At 41.1% G+C, this 17,602-nt stretch carries 11 protein-coding genes; 9 read left to right on the forward strand and 2 right to left on the reverse strand.

The window, feature by feature from the left end; translation table 11 throughout:
• Positions 1-64 precede the first annotated feature (64 nt).
• The 8 genes from def to W7W_RS0104900 all read left to right on the forward strand — a co-directional run bounded on the left by def (position 65) and on the right by W7W_RS0104900 (position 14,263).
• Positions 65-622, forward strand: a complete 558-nt coding sequence (gene def, locus W7W_RS0104845) for a peptide deformylase (protein WP_010662709.1) — start codon at positions 65-67, stop codon at positions 620-622.
• Between the two features lie 171 nt (positions 623-793).
• Complete coding sequence (locus tag W7W_RS0104855; RefSeq protein ID WP_010662710.1) at positions 794-3,805, forward strand: glycoside hydrolase family 2 protein; 3,012 nt, start codon at positions 794-796, stop codon at positions 3,803-3,805.
• Between the two features lie 423 nt (positions 3,806-4,228).
• A complete protein-coding gene (gene asnB / locus W7W_RS0104865) occupies positions 4,229-6,202 on the forward strand; it encodes an asparagine synthase (glutamine-hydrolyzing) (RefSeq protein WP_010662711.1) in 1,974 nt (657 codons plus the stop codon).
• A 23-nt stretch (positions 6,203-6,225) separates the two neighbouring features.
• Positions 6,226-7,221 carry an NAD(+) synthase gene (gene nadE, locus W7W_RS0104870; protein WP_010662712.1) on the forward strand — a complete coding sequence of 332 codons (996 nt, stop codon included), beginning with the start codon at positions 6,226-6,228 and terminating at the stop codon, positions 7,219-7,221.
• Between the two features lie 11 nt (positions 7,222-7,232).
• Positions 7,233-8,693, forward strand: a complete 1,461-nt coding sequence (locus W7W_RS0104875; RefSeq protein WP_010662713.1) for a class I adenylate-forming enzyme family protein — start codon at positions 7,233-7,235, stop codon at positions 8,691-8,693.
• Positions 8,694-9,113: 420 nt separating this feature from the next.
• Positions 9,114-11,195: a ComEC/Rec2 family competence protein gene (locus W7W_RS0104885; RefSeq protein WP_010662714.1), complete on the forward strand. Its 2,082-nt coding sequence runs from the start codon at positions 9,114-9,116 to the stop codon at positions 11,193-11,195.
• 523 nt (positions 11,196-11,718) lie between these two features.
• Positions 11,719-13,059: a Trk system potassium transporter TrkA gene (gene trkA / locus W7W_RS0104890; protein ID WP_010662715.1), complete on the forward strand. Its 1,341-nt coding sequence runs from the start codon at positions 11,719-11,721 to the stop codon at positions 13,057-13,059.
• A 349-nt stretch (positions 13,060-13,408) separates the two neighbouring features.
• On the forward strand, positions 13,409-14,263 hold the full coding sequence (locus W7W_RS0104900; protein WP_025006942.1) for a hypothetical protein: 855 nt from the start codon (positions 13,409-13,411) through the stop codon (positions 14,261-14,263).
• A gap of 110 nt (positions 14,264-14,373) precedes the next feature.
• On the opposite strand, the gene W7W_RS0104905 is transcribed toward W7W_RS0104900, so the two are convergent.
• Together W7W_RS0104905 and W7W_RS21750 are read right to left on the reverse strand one after the other, a co-directional pair.
• Positions 14,374-15,402, reverse strand: a complete 1,029-nt coding sequence (locus tag W7W_RS0104905; protein ID WP_010662717.1) for a GNAT family N-acetyltransferase — start codon at positions 15,400-15,402, stop codon at positions 14,374-14,376.
• 93 nt (positions 15,403-15,495) lie between these two features.
• Positions 15,496-16,788: a phenylacetate--CoA ligase family protein gene (locus W7W_RS21750; RefSeq protein ID WP_010662718.1), complete on the reverse strand. Its 1,293-nt coding sequence runs from the start codon at positions 16,786-16,788 to the stop codon at positions 15,496-15,498.
• Positions 16,789-17,372: 584 nt separating this feature from the next.
• On the opposite strand from W7W_RS21750, the gene W7W_RS0104920 reads away from it, so the two are divergent.
• Positions 17,373-17,602, forward strand: a 230-nt coding sequence (locus tag W7W_RS0104920; RefSeq protein ID WP_010662719.1) for a hypothetical protein, incomplete at its 3' end; no start/stop codon positions are given.

Genomic DNA, 17,602 nt, shown 5'->3' on the forward strand with positions numbered 1-17,602 from the left:
TGATCCCGTTTTCAGGGGAGAATACTTCCTCCTGAACACACAAAAAACCAACAATGAAAAAGAAATGATATATCCTGTAGTAGTTTACGGGCATCCGGTATTGAGGAAAGAAGCAGAGGATTTTTTGCCCGAAGAAAAAGAGGGTCTCCAACAGTTGATTGATGATATGTTTGAGACGATGTACAAAGCTGATGGTATTGGTTTAGCTGGTCCTCAGATTGGTTTGTCTAAACGGATTTTTACGATTGATGCTACTCCTTTGGCAGATGAGATGCCGGAATTGGCAGATTTTAAGAAGGTATTCATTAATGCCCGTATTGTTGAACGTGACGGAGCATCCGTTTCCGATAATGAAGGCTGTTTAAGTTTACCCGGAATCAATGAGAGCGTAGGTCGTCTCTCCAGAATCCGTATTCAGTATGTGGATGCTGATTTTAAGGAGCATGATGAGGTATATGAAGGTTGGGCTGCCCGGGTGATTCAGCATGAGTATGACCACATCGATGGAATTCTTTTTGTGGATCATCTGGCTCCATTGAAAAAACGCCTTCTTAAGAGTAAACTTAATGCCATTAGCAAAGGTAAAGTTAATGTGAATTACAGAATTAAACTGCCCAAATAAGCAGAATTGATACGATTTGATAAAGCCATCGGAGTGAAAATTCCGGTGGCTTTTTTGATGATAGGTTTTGGGTGGGCCGGATGGTTTATGTCTTTGGAATATTCTTGGTATTGATCTGGAAAATCCTATATTTACTATTGTTATCCCTTGATTGATAGGAAAGTATAACAAATGAGTAAGATTGTATCAGTAATTATATCCAAAGCTATGTATTACAAACTTTTTTTGCGTTCGGGAGCGAATATTTTATCGCTCATTATGATTTTTTTTCTGATCAATGGTTGCCAGGCAAAGGAAATTCCTGTTCCGGTGGCCCCTCAAAACAAAGAGATCGTTGTTTCTAATACGCCCGTATTGGCTTGGAAGCCTGTGGAATGCGACTGGCAGTGGCTGTTTGTAAACGGAGTTAAAATGGATTCCTTGGGACCAGCGGTTAATACCTACGTCCCGTTTGCTTTATCGTTTGGTGAGAATGAGTGGCAGATTGTAGCCGTTAAGGACAGGGAGCGTATCAACGGTGAAAAATCAACTTTTATAATTGATGATGAACCTCTGGGTGATTTGGTTGAACCGGCTCAGTTATTGCGTCATAACTGGAAGGTGAAGTCTTCTTCACTTGTTAATAATGATGGAAAAGATCTTTCGTCTAACTGCATGAGTCTGAAAGAATGGCACAAAACATCTTTGCCCGCCACTGCACTTACCGCCTTGGTGCGCAACGGGGTTTATCCCAACCCATACATTGGCAAGAACAACATGCTCATTCCTGATGCAAATGATGATTTCAATGTTGAACATGATTTGCTGAAATACAGTCACATTAAGGGAGAAAATCCCTGGAAGTCTCCTTACTGGTATGTAAACTCTTTTGTAGTAAAAGGGGAATCCAAAGGTAAGAAGGTATGGCTTAATTTTAATGAAATCAACTATCGGGCCGAGTTGTGGCTCAACGGGAAGTTGTTGGCCGATTCATCTGAAATGGTAGGTATGGAGCGTCAATTTCGGTTTGATGTAACTAACCTGATTAAAAAAGAAGGAAAGAACCATCTTGCGGTGGCTGTTTATCCTGTGGATGTTCCCGGTGAACCAGGAGTACCTCCTCTTGAACCTTTTGGCGATCCCGGGGTAAATATGGGGGACGGCGTGATTGGGAAGAACTACACTAAGTGGGATGCCTTGGGCTGGGACTGGCAACCGGCCGTGAGAGACCGGGATATGGGCATCACTGAAGATGTGTTTCTGTCGTTTACAGACGAGGTAGAATTACAAGATGTTTACATTACCTCAGATCCTCATCTGCCTGAAGGGGATTATGCCGATATGGTAATTTCTGGAAATCTGGTAAATTATTCTTCAAAAGTGAAAGAGGGAAAAATGTCCGGGGAGATCATTTTTGAGATGGACACCATTAAATTTGTGGTCCCTTTTCAGTTGACAGCAGGCGAAAAAAAGAACCTGGAAATGACCAGGGATGATCTGAATCAGTTAAGAATTCCGGATCCTGAATTATGGATGCCTGTTGGTTATGGAGATCCTAATCTTTATCAGGTGAATCTTACAGCAGCTACAAATGAGGGCGATATTTCCAGGGTAACAGAATACCATGGTATCCGCGAGATTGAGTCCCGGGTTGAGGATAGCCGCATCTTTACAATCAACGGGCAGGATATTTTTCTGAAAGGGGGCAACTGGGTTATGGATATGACTCTGAACTGGACTGCCTCCAGGTACGAAGAAGAGGTTTTACTCTCAAAGAATGCCAACCTTAATGTTCTGAGAGTCTGGGGCCCGACCGGTGTGCCTCCAAAAGCGTTCTTTGAAGCTGCCGATAAGCATGGAATTCTAATCTGGCAGGATTTTCTGAACGATTACTGGGGGACGTTTAAAAATACCCCCGGCTATCAGCCTGAAAAAGATTTGTTCAAAACTATCTCAACAGCCATTGTAAAGCGGTATCGCAATCATCCGGCCTTGTTTATGTGGTGTGGTGGGAATGAGGGTGTTAATCCGCGTGAAGATTTGTTGGTGAATGAGGTGTTGGCGAATTACGATAACCGGTCTGGTCGTTTTTATCTGAAAACCTCCAACGGTTACGGGCTGCATGGTGGTGGCCCGTATCATTCTATCCGTCCGGAGGAGTTTTTCACGCATCCCAAACTACATGGGTACAGTAGTGAGATTGGGGCAAGTGGCGTCCCTGTGATAGAGAGTGTGCGTAGGTTTATTCCGCAAATTGGAGAGGATAAAAATCTGGAACGTTATCCTGTAGATGGCACATGGGCTTATCATGATGCTGCCAACTTTCCCGGGCAGGATCTGAGAAAATTTACTGCATTAGATGACATCATTAGGAACGATTATGGAGGATCCGAAACTCAAACTCAACAGGGGGTGGATAAATATTTTGCCAAGGCTCAGTTGCAAAACTATGCTGCCTATCAGTCCGCCATAGGTTCCATTGGGATTCAAATGTGGGACAACTCCACAGGCATGTTGTTATGGAAGTCTAACTCCAGTTGGCCCAGTCTGGTGTGGCAACTCTATGACTGGTATCAACAGGCACATGCAGGTTATTATGCAGCCCAAAAATCTTTTGCTCCCTTCAGTGTACAAATGAATCGGGCTACCGGAGAGGTGTTTGTTGTTAATGCAAATAATCAGTCGCTCGGTGAAGTGCTGGTTTCTGTTGATGTTTATGATGCGTCCATGAATCAGAAATGGAAGACCGTTCGCGGGATAAATATTCCATCGGCAACTTCCGTGAATACCGGAGTGATGGTGCCGGAAGCAGAAAAATTGGTTTTAGTGAAGCTGACGGTGAAAGATCTTGATGAAAACTTGTTGGCTGATAATATTTACTGGATTCATCCGGAGAACGATTTTACTAAACTTTCAGTGTTTCCTTCACCGGAATTAAAAACCGACCTGAAAGAATTAGGTAATGATTCCGGAAAATATGAGGTTTCTGTAGATAATGAAGGCCATTCAATAGCTTTGCTGATACAGATGAAGTTGGTGGATAGTCGTAGTGGGCATGAGATTTTGCCAGCTCTTTGGAGTGATAATTTTGTGACTTTGCTGCCCAATGAAAAAGGCTTCTATCAGGTGGAGTTGCCCAGGGGCGGTTATGAGGGGCCGGTTAAACTGATGATTGAGACCGGAATATCGAAAAAGGTTAATTGATAAGCAGGTCGGGTGTTTGCAGGGAGCCTGATTTCTTTGTAAAGAGGATATGTTATTGTTTAAAGTACCGTCAATGCAGTTTGTTTCTGCATTGACGGTACTTTTTTTTGCCCTAATTGAAGTTGAAAATTTCTGTCATCACTATTTATATACATTTCATGTAAATATTCCTGTCACCAAACAAATAGAGGTGGAAAAAGAGACTGTGTCCGCTTAACTTGCCGTGAAAGGATGGGATAAAGCAGTCCTCCCAAAAGCGGGGCTTTTCCCTTTTAAGGAAATACTTAATTCCGCTTTGACAAGGTGAGGTTGTGTTTTTAAAAGGGCGAAGGTCTTTGAGCTATTGCTCTCAGGCTTTCAGCCTGTTTACACCTTACCTGTTTTATGTATAAGGTAGGTAATCATTCATATAACAGCCGTTAAATGTGTGGGATAGCAGGTTTTTTTGGAAATATTGGTGAAGAAAAGTACAGACATTCGGTACTTAACAGGATGCTGTCCCGAATCAGGCATCGAGGTCCTGATGAATCGGGGGTGTTTTTGTCTCCTGAGTTGAGTATGGGGAGTGTCCGCCTCAGTATTATTGATTTGACATCGGGGCAACAGCCTTTGTGTGATGACAGTGGCCGGTACTGGATTGCTTTTAATGGAGAAATCTTTAATTACCGGGAACTACGGACGGAACTGGAACAGATGGGATGCCGGTTCAGAACGCATAGTGATACTGAGGTATTGCTGTTGGCCTTCAGGGAGTTTGGTGCAGAATGCTTGAATAAACTCAACGGGCAGTTTGCTTTTGCAGTCTGGGATACGCTGGAGAAACGGCTGTTTCTTGCTCGTGACCGGGTTGGAATACGACCTCTTTTTTATACTTTCAGAGGGGAACATCTGGTTTTTGGTTCTGAAATAAAAGCCTTGTTTGAATTTCCGGGGGTGCAACGAAGGCTGGATGAATATTCTTTACAGCAGGTGTTTACATTTTGGACTACTTTATCCCCCCGTACAGCTTTCGAAAATGTTCATGAGCTTCCTCCTGCACATTATATGATATTTGAAAACGGACATGCTGGTTTAAAAAAATATTGGGCACCTTCTTTCCCATCAGACGATAATAGGTTTAAGGGAAATATTAATGAGGCAGGAGAGGAACTGGAGTATTTGCTGAATGAATCTGTGGCATTGCGGTTGCGGGCAGATGTACCGGTAGGAGCCTATTTAAGTGGTGGGCTCGATTCTTCCGTTATTGCCCTACTTATACGAAATCAGGTCCCTGAAGGGTTGTTGGAGACTTTCTCGATTGGTTTTTCGGATGCTGAATATGATGAGGGCACTTACCAGAATAAAATGGTGGAGTTGTTGAAAACCCGGCATCATCGTGCTTATTGCAGTCAGGATGATATTGTTGATGGTATTCCGGAGACAGTCTGGCATGCTGAAATGCCTTTGTTGCGGACGGCACCATTACCAATGAAGCAGCTTTCCGGGTTAGTACAGAAAAATAATATAAAGGTGGTGATGACAGGCGAAGGTGCTGATGAGATGCTGGGGGGATACAATATTTTCAAGGAAATGGTAATCCGTCGATTCTGGGCCCGAAATCCAGATTCTGTAATTCGCCCGTTGTTGCTCGGACGTCTGTATCCATACCTGCCACAGTTGAAGAAGATGGGACCCAATGCACTTAAAATGTTCTTTGGATTCCGTTTGCAGGACACGGACTCGGTACTTTATTCTCATCTTCTGAGATGGAACAATACTTCTAAAATCAGGAAGATGATGCGAAATAACTCTGCCAGCAATCAGCAAATGATCGGTCATTTGGAGCAGATGCTTACTCCGATTCTCGGGAGGCAAAGCGATTTGAGTAAGGCTCAGTTTATCGAATCCGAGATCTTTATGTCTGGGTATTTGCTTTCTTCACAGGGGGACCGGATGGCAATGAGCAATAGTGTGGAAGGACGCTACCCGTTTCTGGATCATCGTGTTATGGAGTTCTGTCATTTATTGCCGGATGACTTTAAATTGAGAGGTTTGAAGGAGAAAGTTCTTTTGAAACATCAGTTTAAAAAGCGGTTGCCTGATGATGTGGTAAATAGAGCAAAACAAGCCTACAGAGCACCGTTGGCCGCTCCTTTTTTACGTTCGGGAACTTCCGGGTATGTATCAGAACTTATTTCTTCCGGCACCTGTAAAGATGCCGGGATCTTTGAAGAAAAGGCGGTGGAGATGTTGTTGACAAGGCTGAGAAACGGGAATAATTATTCAGAGGTTGATCAGATGGCTTTTGTGGCAGTACTTTCCACGCATCTGTTGTGGAAGCAGTTTGTTGATGAGTTCAACCCGCTTCCCCCAGGAGAGATAAGAGAAGCAGAGGTGCGCGGTGTAATTAAAGGGTAATCATTAATTTAATATGAAAAAAAATGCCTGAAAAAAAGAAGTTTACAAAAGATGTTTTAAAAATTAAGGAGCCGGAAGTACTGGTGGATAGTATTTGCAATAAACTGAGAGAAGATATTTTTCATCGGTTTCGCAGAAGAGGTGCCGTGGTTGGAATAAGTGGTGGGATTGATTCTTCTGTAACATTGGCTATTGCAGTCAGGGCGTTCGGTGCAGAGAAAGTTTTGGGCGTATTGCTGCCTGAGCATGATTCAAGCCCTGACAGTAAAAATCTTGCACTGGAACTCGCGGATACTTTTAATACGGCTACTGTTGAAGAAAATATCAGCGAAGCATTGAAAGGATTTGGTTGTTACGCGCGGCGCGATGAAGCTGTGAAGAGCATTGTTCCTGAATACAATCCGGAGACTGATAAAATGAAAATTGTAATTCCACGGGATATTCTGGAGCGAAAACTGCCTCCCGTTTTTTACGTGACGGTTGTATTCTCCAATGGTAAAGAGGTCTCAAAAAGATTGACACCTAAGGCTTATCTGCAAATTGTTGCGGCATCCAACTTCAAACAAAGAAGTCGGATGTCAATGCTTTATTATCACGCAGAGGCCAATAATTATGCGGTTATTGGTACGCCCAACAAGCATGAGGTAAAACAGGGCTTTTTTGTAAAGTTCGGAGATGGGGGCGCAGATGTGATGCCCATAGGAAATCTGTACAAAACACAGGTTTTTCAGTTGGCTCGTTATTTAGGGGTGCCCAATGAAATTATCGAAAGGGTTCCAACGACTGATACCTATACCGCTGAGCAGACCCAGGAAGAATTTTTCTATCAAATGCCTTTTGAACAAATGGACTTATTATGGTATGGCTGGGAAAACGGATTCCCGGCTGAAGAGGTCGCTCCTGTGCTGAAAATGACTAAAGAGGATGTTTTGAATAACTACTCCAACTTTGAGCGAAAAATGAAGACTACCGATTACCTAAGAAGTGCACCAATACATGATTATGATTTTTGGGATTAAAAAAGCAAAACATGAATGTTGTTGATGATTTTTTCAGAAAATCCGCAAGACTGGATAAGGATGTACTTGTTTCTTCCCGTGAAAAAATAAGTTACAGAGAGCTCGCTCAGAACGTTTTTACCCTTTCATTATGGTTTCGTGAGAATTTTGACCAGGGAACGCCTGTTCTTTTGGTGTCGCCGAATAATGTTTTTTTTGTGACCGTTTATCTGGCCATAATGAAAGGTGGTTGTGTATGTGTTCCAGTGAATCCTTCTGTGGAGCCGGACGGTTTTTCTTTTGTTAAAGAGAAGACCAGGGCTCCTTATGCCTTTCTTCATTCGTCGGTTGCTTCGCGATTAAATCCTGAAGGAATTTATGCTGATGAGAAAGAAACCCTGGAATGGATCTTGAATCATCAAAAGACTGATTATAAGACCGGACCGGCAATGCCCCCCGATTCTCTGGCTCAAATTATTTTTACCTCCGGATCCACGGCTGTGCCAAAGGGTGTCATGTTGACTCATGAAAACCTTATGGCGAATACCTCATCTATTTTAAAATATCTGAAGTTATGTATCGATGACACCATGATGGTGGTGTTGCCTTTCTTTTACTGCTATGGTCTGTCCTTATTGCACACTCATCTGAAGGTGGGAGGCACTCTGGTTTTGAACAATAACTTTATGTTTCTGGGTAGCGTTCTGAATGAATTAAAGAAATACCGGTGTACCGGTTTTGCCGGAGTTCCGAGTCACTTTCAGATTCTGTTGCGAAAATCAGACTCTTTTAGAAAAAATCATTTTCCAGATTTACGGTATGTGACCCAGGCAGGAGGTAAGTTACATAAAGCTTTTATTTTGGAGTTTAATCAGGTTTTCCCGGAAATCAATTTTTTTGTAATGTACGGGCAGACAGAGGCTACAGCCAGACTGTCTTGTCTTTCACCATCGATGCTGCCCCCAAAGGCAGGGTCCATAGGCAAAGGGATTCCCGGGGTACAGTTGAAGGTGGTGGATGAAACCGGACACCCGGTGGCACCCGGAGAAACAGGTGAGATTATTGCATCAGGCAAAAATATAATGAAGGGCTATTTTGAAGATGAAGAGGCCACCAATGCAACCATCCGTAACGGGTGGTTGCATACCGGTGATCTGGGGACGGTGGACAACGATGGATTCATTTATTTAAGTGCCAGGAAAAAAGAGATTGTTAAAGTGGGCGGTAAACGGGTTAGTCCTAAGGAAATAGAAGAGGTTATTGTGGATATGGCCGGAGTGGTTGATTGTACTGTGGAGGGTATGGAACACCCGGTTTTGGGAGAGGCACTGAAAGCAACCGTGGTCCGAAGTCCTCAAAGTGATTTTTCGGAAGAGGATGTTCGTGCTTTTTGTTCTAAACGGCTTGCACCCTACAAAATTCCCACTGAAGTGGTTTTTAAGGACCAAATGGAGGTTAGCTCTACAGGGAAAAAAATAAAAGGGGTTTTGTAATTTTATCCTGGTTTATTCATGAGCTTTCGTTAGGAGATGTTTAAATACCAATAAACCGCGGGGTTGGGGGGAACTGCAACCCCAGGAGGTTGCCCTGGGCTATTGCTTTCAGGCTTTCAGCCTGTTTCCGTATTGCCTGCTGTATTGTTTTATGTATAAGGTAGGTTAAAAAGTCTATCAATAAATTTCGAAAGACAAAAAGAGCTTCAGCCATTTCTTTTTTTTCAAAAAAACAGTTTCATTGGACAAGAGTTAATTGAAATATTTCAAGTAACAATATTGGTTTGGGTTGATTCTTTTTTGAAAAATCATTAGCTTGTTCTCTTAAAATTAATGCATTATCGGGTTTTTTGTATTGCAAAATAGTTCATTCCCCGGAAGGGGAGTGTTGTTAGTTTGTTATGCACTAAACCTGTCTTTATGAAATTAAAGGACCTGGCAAGGCGAATTCCTTTTTTATTTTTTGCTTTTGCGCTTGGAACAGGCATCTGGCTTGCCCGGTTTGTGGGTGATGAGAGTTACCTGTTCCTTCGGATTCTTCCGATTCTTGTGGTATTGATTTCTTTTTTTCTTCTTTTTTCATTGAGGTTTTCCGGTAGATACAGGAACCGTTGGATTTCCGGAGGGTGCTTTTATCTGATGTTGATTTTTACCGGTCTGTTCATGGCATTGATTAATCGTCCGTCTCGGATTAACAATGGCTTTAATGTGAAAGGAACCGCAAGAGTAGTAGAGGCCGATGTGACCACCTCGGGTTATCATAACTATACTGTGAAGCCTCTTGATTTAAAGGCGGATTCTTTATTGTCAGAAAGGTCAAAAATGATCTGGCGATTGATTGTGGAACCGGCCGACTCAATGCTTCAGCCACCGGCAAAGCCCGGAAATATAGTGGAATTTGCCGTCTTTATTTCCGGTCATAAAAAACCCTCAAATCCCGGCGCATTTGATTATGGTGAATATCTTTTTCGTCAGGGGATCTCAGGTTGGGGATTTGTGGAAAGGGAAGATTTTAAAATTTTGCGAAAGAGTCCATTACAGGGACTGATTGGTCGGATGAGTCATTTGAGACTCAAAACGATTGAAATATACCGGCGGCATGGCATTAGCGGAGAGGAGTTGCAGGTTTTATCGGCACTGACTCTTGGAGTACGTTCGATGCTGGACGATGAGATAAAGGACTGGTTTATACATTCAGGAGCAGTTCATGTGTTGGCCGTATCTGGCCTTCACACAGGTATTATATTTCTTTTGATCAACTGGCTGCTCAATATGTTTTTGCCCGAGAGAAGCAGCATTCGTGTAATTATTGTTATCGGAGTGCTGATTTTTTATGCCCTGTTAACAGGAGGTGCTCCATCGGTATTTCGGGCTGTGGTAATGCTTTCTGTCATCCAAATTGGGAATTATTCTCAAAGGAGTAGTAATATTTACAATTTGCTGGGCGTTTCTGCGTTCTTGATTCTTCTGATTCATCCCATGTCACTTTTTCACATGGGCTTTTTGTTGTCACATTTGGCTGTGGCCGGCATTGTTACATTTTATCCGGTGTTTGCAAAACTTTATTCCAGCCGGAATATATTTATCAGATGGGGTGGTGATTTGGCCGCTGTTTCACTTTCGGCACAATTAGGTACCCTGCCACTTTCATTATTTACATTCCGGGCATTCCCTTCGTGGTTTCTGCTGTCCAATTTTTTAGTTCTACCTATGGTGGCGCCCATACTTGTACTGGCAAAATGTTTGGTGATATTTTCAGAGTTTCGTTTTCTGTCACTAATGATTGCCGGGATTCTGAATGATTTATTAAGGTTTATGCTTGAAGTGGTGGAGTGGCTCGATTCTTTGCCGTGGTCTTACGTGCAAGGATTATGGATCAATGAGAGCACAGTTTGGATCTTGTATGCATTGATGGTGTTGCTAATGCTTTGGTTCCATACCCGGATGAGGTTAATGTTGAAGGGAACCCTTTTTTTGTTCTTGCTTCTGATGATTGTTTTGCATCTGGATTATTGGAGAAAAAGCAGGACTGACAGGTTTGTGATTTTTGATGTGAAGAGAGAACGTGTTATTGGTCTTATTGAATCCGGGCAAGGCTTGGTTATTGCTGATACTACTGTTTCCAATCGAAGTCTTGATTTTGCCTGCAGTGGGTTCTTTTCAGGAAATTCTTTTAATTTGAAGAGAAAAGTTTTTTCTGAATGTTGGAGTAAAAAAGGAGAAGCAATGATTTGTTCCGTTAGAGAAAGTCCGTTTCTTGTATTGGGAGATGTAGATGTGGATCAGATGAGATTTTCAGGAATCCCCCGTTTTGAGGGGGTCGTTTTCTCCGGAGATCTGAAAGGAGATGTCCCTGGTTTTTTATCTCAAATCATGACTGAGCGATTGATTGTTGCCAAATCATGTCCACCCTGGTGCATTAAAAAATTCAGGAAAGAAATTGAAGGTTTGTCCATGGAACTCCATTTTGTAGCAGAAGATGGTGCGTTCGTTTATCCATAAATCTGGTTAAGCACAACAGACGTTATTTTTCCAATCATTCCATGTAATATTTCTTTACTTCACCTTTTATCTTTTATATTTGTCTTTTAATTTTACTTTAGCCTGTTAAATTCATGAATTTTCGTCGCGAGATGCTCAAACACCAAGAAATACAAGAAATCGCAGACAAATTTGAAAAAAGAAATGGTGAATTATTTTCAAATCAAATTTGTTGAGGGCGCTTGTATTTTTGCTGGTAATTAGAATGTTTATGAATTAATAAGTCCTCCGAAAATCGAGGCTTTATCCTTTTTAAGGAAAATACGATATTGCTGGGTTTTTAAAAGGCCGAAGATCTTTAAGCAATCCCAGGGCGTTGCCTTGGGCTATTGCTCTCAGGCTTTCAGCCTGTTTACACCTTACCTGTCTTATGTATAAGGTGGGTTAGCATAGTAGAATTAATATAAGACGCGTTTTATTGAAAAGATGAGTTCGGGAAGGACTGAAGTGTCCAACAAGAAATAACACACAAATTTATTTTATAATGAATATTCTGATTGCCGGAGCTGGAGAGGTGGGTACACATTTGGCAAGACTTTTTTCCAATGCCGATCATGATGTGATTTTGCTTGATGACGATGAAGTCAAGCTAAGACGTCTGAGTCGTATTTTGGATGTAATGCCGGTGAAAGGTTCGGTAACATCAATCAGTGACCTGATAGAGGCAAAAGTTAAATCTGCTGATTTGTTCATTGCCGTTCCTCCCTATGAAGAGGTAAGTATCTTGTCTGCCATGCTTGCTAAAAAGCTGGGTGCCAAAACAACCATTGCCCGGATCAATAACTACGAATATCTGGTTCCCGCAAACAAGGAATATTTTAAACAGTTGGGAGTGGATGAGATGGTTTATCCGGAGCATCTTGGTTCTCAGGAGATTATTGCGTCTCTTAAACAGGTGGGTACCCGTCAGTTGTTTGAATTTTCTGATGGTCGTTTGTTGTTGCTTGCGCTCAAAATACGCGATAATGCACCAATAGCCAACCTTTCGCTTTCAGAAGCTGCTGAATTGCATGAGATCAACGATTATTATACTGTGGCTATTTACCGTGACGGAAAAACAATTATTCCCCGTGGGGACAATCGTTTTAAACACGGGGATTTGGCTTATGTGATTACAACACGCCCGGGCATTCCGCAGGTATTGGCGGATGCAGGCAAACAGCAATTCGAAATTCACAATGTAATGATTTTGGGCGGAAGTCGCATTGGGAAGAAGGTCGCCAAAGAATTGGAGCATCATTATAAAATAAAATTAATTGAGTTAAATCGTGAAAAGACGATGCGTCTTGCTGATTTTCTTGAAAACACTCAGGTGGTAAGTGGTGATGGTCGAAGCCTGGAATTGCTCAAGGAGGAAGGAATTCACAAGACGGATGCATTTGTGGCGGTCACAGATAATTCTGAGGTAAACATCCTTGCTTGTCAGATGGCCAAGAAAATGGGAGTCCGAAAAACGGTGGCTGAAGTTGAAAATATGGATTACATCGATTTGGCTGAAAATATTGGTATAGGTACGCTAATCAACAAAAAACTCATCGCTGCCAGTTACATTTATCGTTATACCATGAAGGCAAGTGTGTCGCATGTGAAGTGTCTTACAGCTACCGATGCTGAAGTTCTTGAACTTACAGCGCAACCCAATTCTAAAATTACACGCGGACCTCTTAAAAATATTGATTTACCTAAAGATATGAATGTGGGTGGTATAACTCGTGGAAAAGAAGTTTTTATTGCCAATGGAGAAACACGAATTCAGCCCGGAGATAAGGTGGTGGTTTTTGCATTGCCATCAGGACTTAAGAAGGTGGAGAAGATGTTTTCGTGAGAGGTATCCAATTTAAGTAAAAGCAAAACTGCAATATGGAATTAATCCAGATTGAAGGTTCTTTTGTCTTTGTTTTTCCTCATTTTGTCAAACTTGAATTTGCAGAAAATCAATTGAATTGGTCGGAAAGGGACTCTGCGAATCCCTTTGTTTACCGGGGTGTGACGTGTGTTTTATTGAGATCAGGCTTCTTTTTTCAGATCTTTTTTCGATAAAATTGCTATTGACTTATATTCATTTCTGTTGTTGATTTGCTCTTAGTTTGGTTCAGGTCTTTATCTGATAGATAACAGATTGAATCCGATTATTTACCGACAAAAATTTATTTGAACTAATAAAAACGATGGTCATGAAGAAAAGTGTAATTTATTTCCTGGCATTCCTGCTTATGGTGCCATTTTACTCATGTGAAAAGGATTCGGGTGAGGAGCCCGGTTCAATTGCCGGTATGGGAGAAGCATCCGGTGACATAGCTGTGACTTCTTTCGACTTACCGGAAGGCCTCTCTCTGGATGGCGATATCAGTGGTGTTGACCTTAACGGGGAGGATGGCGTTGTTGCTTCCGTTGAGGATAAGGATTTGCTAAAAAGCTGGAATTTCGGAAATTTATTTCCTGATTATGGAAACGGTGGTCAGTGGATTAAACTGAAACTGACCATTTCCAATAATCATGAAATTCCAAGAACTCTCTTTTTCCCAAAGGGATTGGTTTTTAAAGTAAACAAATCTGAGTACCAGCATGGTATTCTGTTGCAGTGGACATGGTTTGTGATTAAAGCCCATTCCTCACGCACGATTTATCTAAATCTGTTTTGTATTAACAAGGGGCGGCATGGTTCATCTTCAGATGTGCAATATACCATGGCCGGAATTGCCCAATCCTCTGTTATGTGGAACTTACTAAACAGGATAGGTTGGCGTAAAATTAATTGTGAGCATTATTTTAATCAAAGTGAAGATCTTAAATCTGCAGGAGGTTTGAAGAGTGAAGAGGATTTGGTTGCACAGTATGAAGAAATTTCAGAATTGTTGCAGGATGCCGTATGGTCGATTACCAATGGAGATGGATTAACGGCTCAGCAAATTCAGGACATTGAGGCGCTGCCCATGTTGGAAGAGGGTACTTATCCGGAAGGGCTTGAAGATAATGGAGAGAATGCTCCTTTTTTCTTTGAGGAGTATCCTGGTGCTGCAGAAGATTGATGCTTGAATTCTTTATGACGATGCTTCATGAAAGGGAGTCTCGGCTAATCAAGTTAATTGAATAAAGAGGGTGGGTTTTCGACAAAGTTGAAAACTTACCCTTTCTTTTTCTAAATCATCTTTTTTAGAAAGTGTGTCAGTCTATTGTCAGGCAGGGTGCGACCAATGTTTAAAAGAGGATTTAATGCCTTTTGGGGAAACTGAATAAAGTTTGTTGTAGCCCCATAGGTTACGTATGCTTTCGCTCCCAGGCGGGTTTTATATAGAGCCAATCCGTCACCATCTTTTTCCTGAGGCCTGCCTCCCAGGTTGTAGCATATAAAACCTTTCTTTTTGTACTCTTCAATTACTTTAATATTTAAAAGTGATGATAATCCTTTTTGGTATCCAAAATTGTCGGTAGCTTTAAGAAGCATGTATGCCTGATGGCAACACTCGAGAACCAGTTCAATGGCATGTATGCCTTCATTTGATTGAATGGTAAATATCCTCGCATCTTCACTTTTGATCAGCCTTTCTATAGTCTCAGGGGTGAAGTGCCTTAAGTATAAAGGGTTATAATCTGAACGTGATTTTTTTAATCTTTCGTTTTTTACATTGTTCAGCAACTCCATGAGTCTTGGAATAGCACTGATATCTGATACCTCACGGAAGATAGTCTCAGTCTTTACAGCCTTTTTCAGATGACGTTTTATTTGATGGTGCAGGTCTTTTTCAGTGTGTTGGCTGAGCATGATTTTATACTCAAACCGCTTTGTTGACCAATAAGCAGAATGTCCCGGGTTTTCCAGAAATGGGGCATAACCATATGAGGATATGATAATGCGGTCTATATTATTGTCTGATGCATATTTGTAAAGGGCATCCAATAATGCATGGGGAGATGCAGAAGATTTTTGTTTAACTGCAAAACCGGCATGAAAAAAGAGTTGGTTTTTTCCCAGGCGATGATTGCTTTCCCGCATTCCTGATATTTTCCCTTCAATCTCCCCATTAGGATTGATCAAATCAAAATACACAGGCTCCAGGTCTTTATTTGCAATCGAGTTTATCCATCCGGGATTCAGGAAAACACTGCTTTCAAATTCATTCAAGTTTTTGATCCAATCCTTCTCTGTTTTTCTGAAAACAATTAGCATAAATATCTTATTAGTTGTTTGTTTTAGTAACGATGGTTAAATGAATTTGTTTGAAAAGGGGCAACCAGAAAGCTTGAAGTTTTGATTGAGGTTTTACTCACACGAGATAAAGCGCTGTCGTTTTGTTCTTCCATCACCGGGAATATCAGAAACTCGTTGGATATCTATGTTAATCTCTTCTTTTGCATGTCTGTTAATGGTCTTTTTCAGAGTTTCTTTTTGAATTTCCGAAAGTGGATGACCTGAAATTAACTTCATTTCTATGGAGAAGTCATCTTTTTGAATAGCCTGGAACTGATAAATGAGATTTGGGAATTTTCTGTTAAACTCTTCCATTACAAAATGAAACAAAGTGTCTCCCGGCATTCTTCTTCCTGATGGAAGCTTTAGCATTGCTTCTTTTCTTCCTTGTAACTGTGTGATGTAACGTTTGCCATCAATAGTTTTTATGGCTGCTAAATCACCAACATCATATCTGATGAATGGGGTTCCTTGTTGAAAAAGTTGTGTACATACGACCCTGCCAACTTCTCCGTCTTTCACCGGGAATCCTTCGTCATCTACTATTTCAATGTGGAGCGTCTCTTCAGAAATTTTCCAGTTTCCGGTATCTCCAAATCCTAATATTCCCACTTCCGATGCGCCATATTCATTATACACATTAAAGCCAAAGGCATTCTCCATAAGTTCTTGTTCTTCGTGGGAACACATCTCTGAGGTTATTATACAGCTTCTTAATGAAGGAACGAGATCCTTAAGAGTTGCATTTCTTGAGTTCAGATGTTTTGCGAAAAAAAATAATGGGAAAGAATAGCCATACAGATAGATAAACTTTCTGCTTTTCATTCTTTGCAACCATTTTTCGATGTTATTTTCGGATAGGTTAATTACCTGAAAACGCACCCTTCTGGATAGAAAATCTTTGGTTTTTTCTTTTAATCGGCTAAAAAAAGGAGACGGAATCCCGAAAAACCGTGCTTGTAATGAATTCAGTGAAATCTCTGCCTGATTGTAGTTTCTTTCAATAATTGCCCAGATAAGGGCATGAGTAAGATAATCTGAGTAAAATGTGAATGGAGATCCGGTAGAGCCACTAGTGGATTGCCTGTAATATCTCCTGTATTTTGAATGATCAGGCTTTAGGGAAATGTTGGCATTGAAAAAATCTTTTTTGCTTAGAACTGGGATCTCTTCCCATTTAGCAGGTATGTTTCCCACATAGTTTCGGTATGAACTATTGTTTTCGAAATGGAATTGAAAGGCCTCCCACCTTTTTTGTGTGTGCCAGTTCCGAAAATCATTTCCATCCGGAATTGATTGAAGAATTTGGGATGCTTTCTTTATCGGAAACCCCAGTATTTTTAATGTAGTAAACAGGTTTGTCATTCGTTCTCTATTGACACAAAAACAGTTTTAGGAAAACATTACAAGATAGGAATCTTCAGGCAATTTTGGGAGAATGTAAAGCGCTCTTTGACGTGGCTCTGAAAATATATGATAAAGGACCTTGAATGGTTTGATAAACTGATTAGATCTTAGTGTTTATAGGGGAAGGCGGGATTTTTCGTGATAATTTATTTAGTTTATAGAATGCATCCATTGGTGAAAGCATATCTACATTTGATGTAAAAAGAGTGGAACTTACAAGTGCCTTGTTGTAATTTACAACCATTCCGGATTTAATACTCTGGAAATACTTTTTTAAAATCAGTCCCGTTAATAGTTGGGACTGAGGAGGCGAAGCTGTATCATAAACTACCATTTTTGCTGAGCTGAAGTGAAAAAAAATAATTGTTTAGAAATGTAAAAAAGACTATTGTTTTTGTTAATTTTTTTGACGAGTGTAACAAATTTGTTGATTAACTCGTTATTGCCTGTGATAAAAGTATTTATTCACAGGGCCATTCTTTGGATTATTTCAGGTTTTAAAAGGCTTGAACTGAAATTCGGGAGTGAAAAAATTAACAAAAATGGAATTAAAGAGAAGTTGGATTGTTGTAGTTGTTACTTTAATAATTGGATTAGGAAACGTTCAGGCCAAAGGGCTTCATGTAACAGTGGATGGTAAGACGAGAGCAAGCGGAGATATTGATTCCCCCATGAGTCTGGAATGGGCCTTTGCCTCACTGAACAGAGCAGGCGATACAATTTTGATTCATGGAGGGGATTATTACGGAACTCATACCGTATGGGCATCAGG

Source organism: Marinilabilia salmonicolor JCM 21150 (assembly GCF_000259075.1).
GTDB classification, from domain to species: Bacteria; Bacteroidota; Bacteroidia; order Bacteroidales; family Marinilabiliaceae; genus Marinilabilia; species Marinilabilia salmonicolor.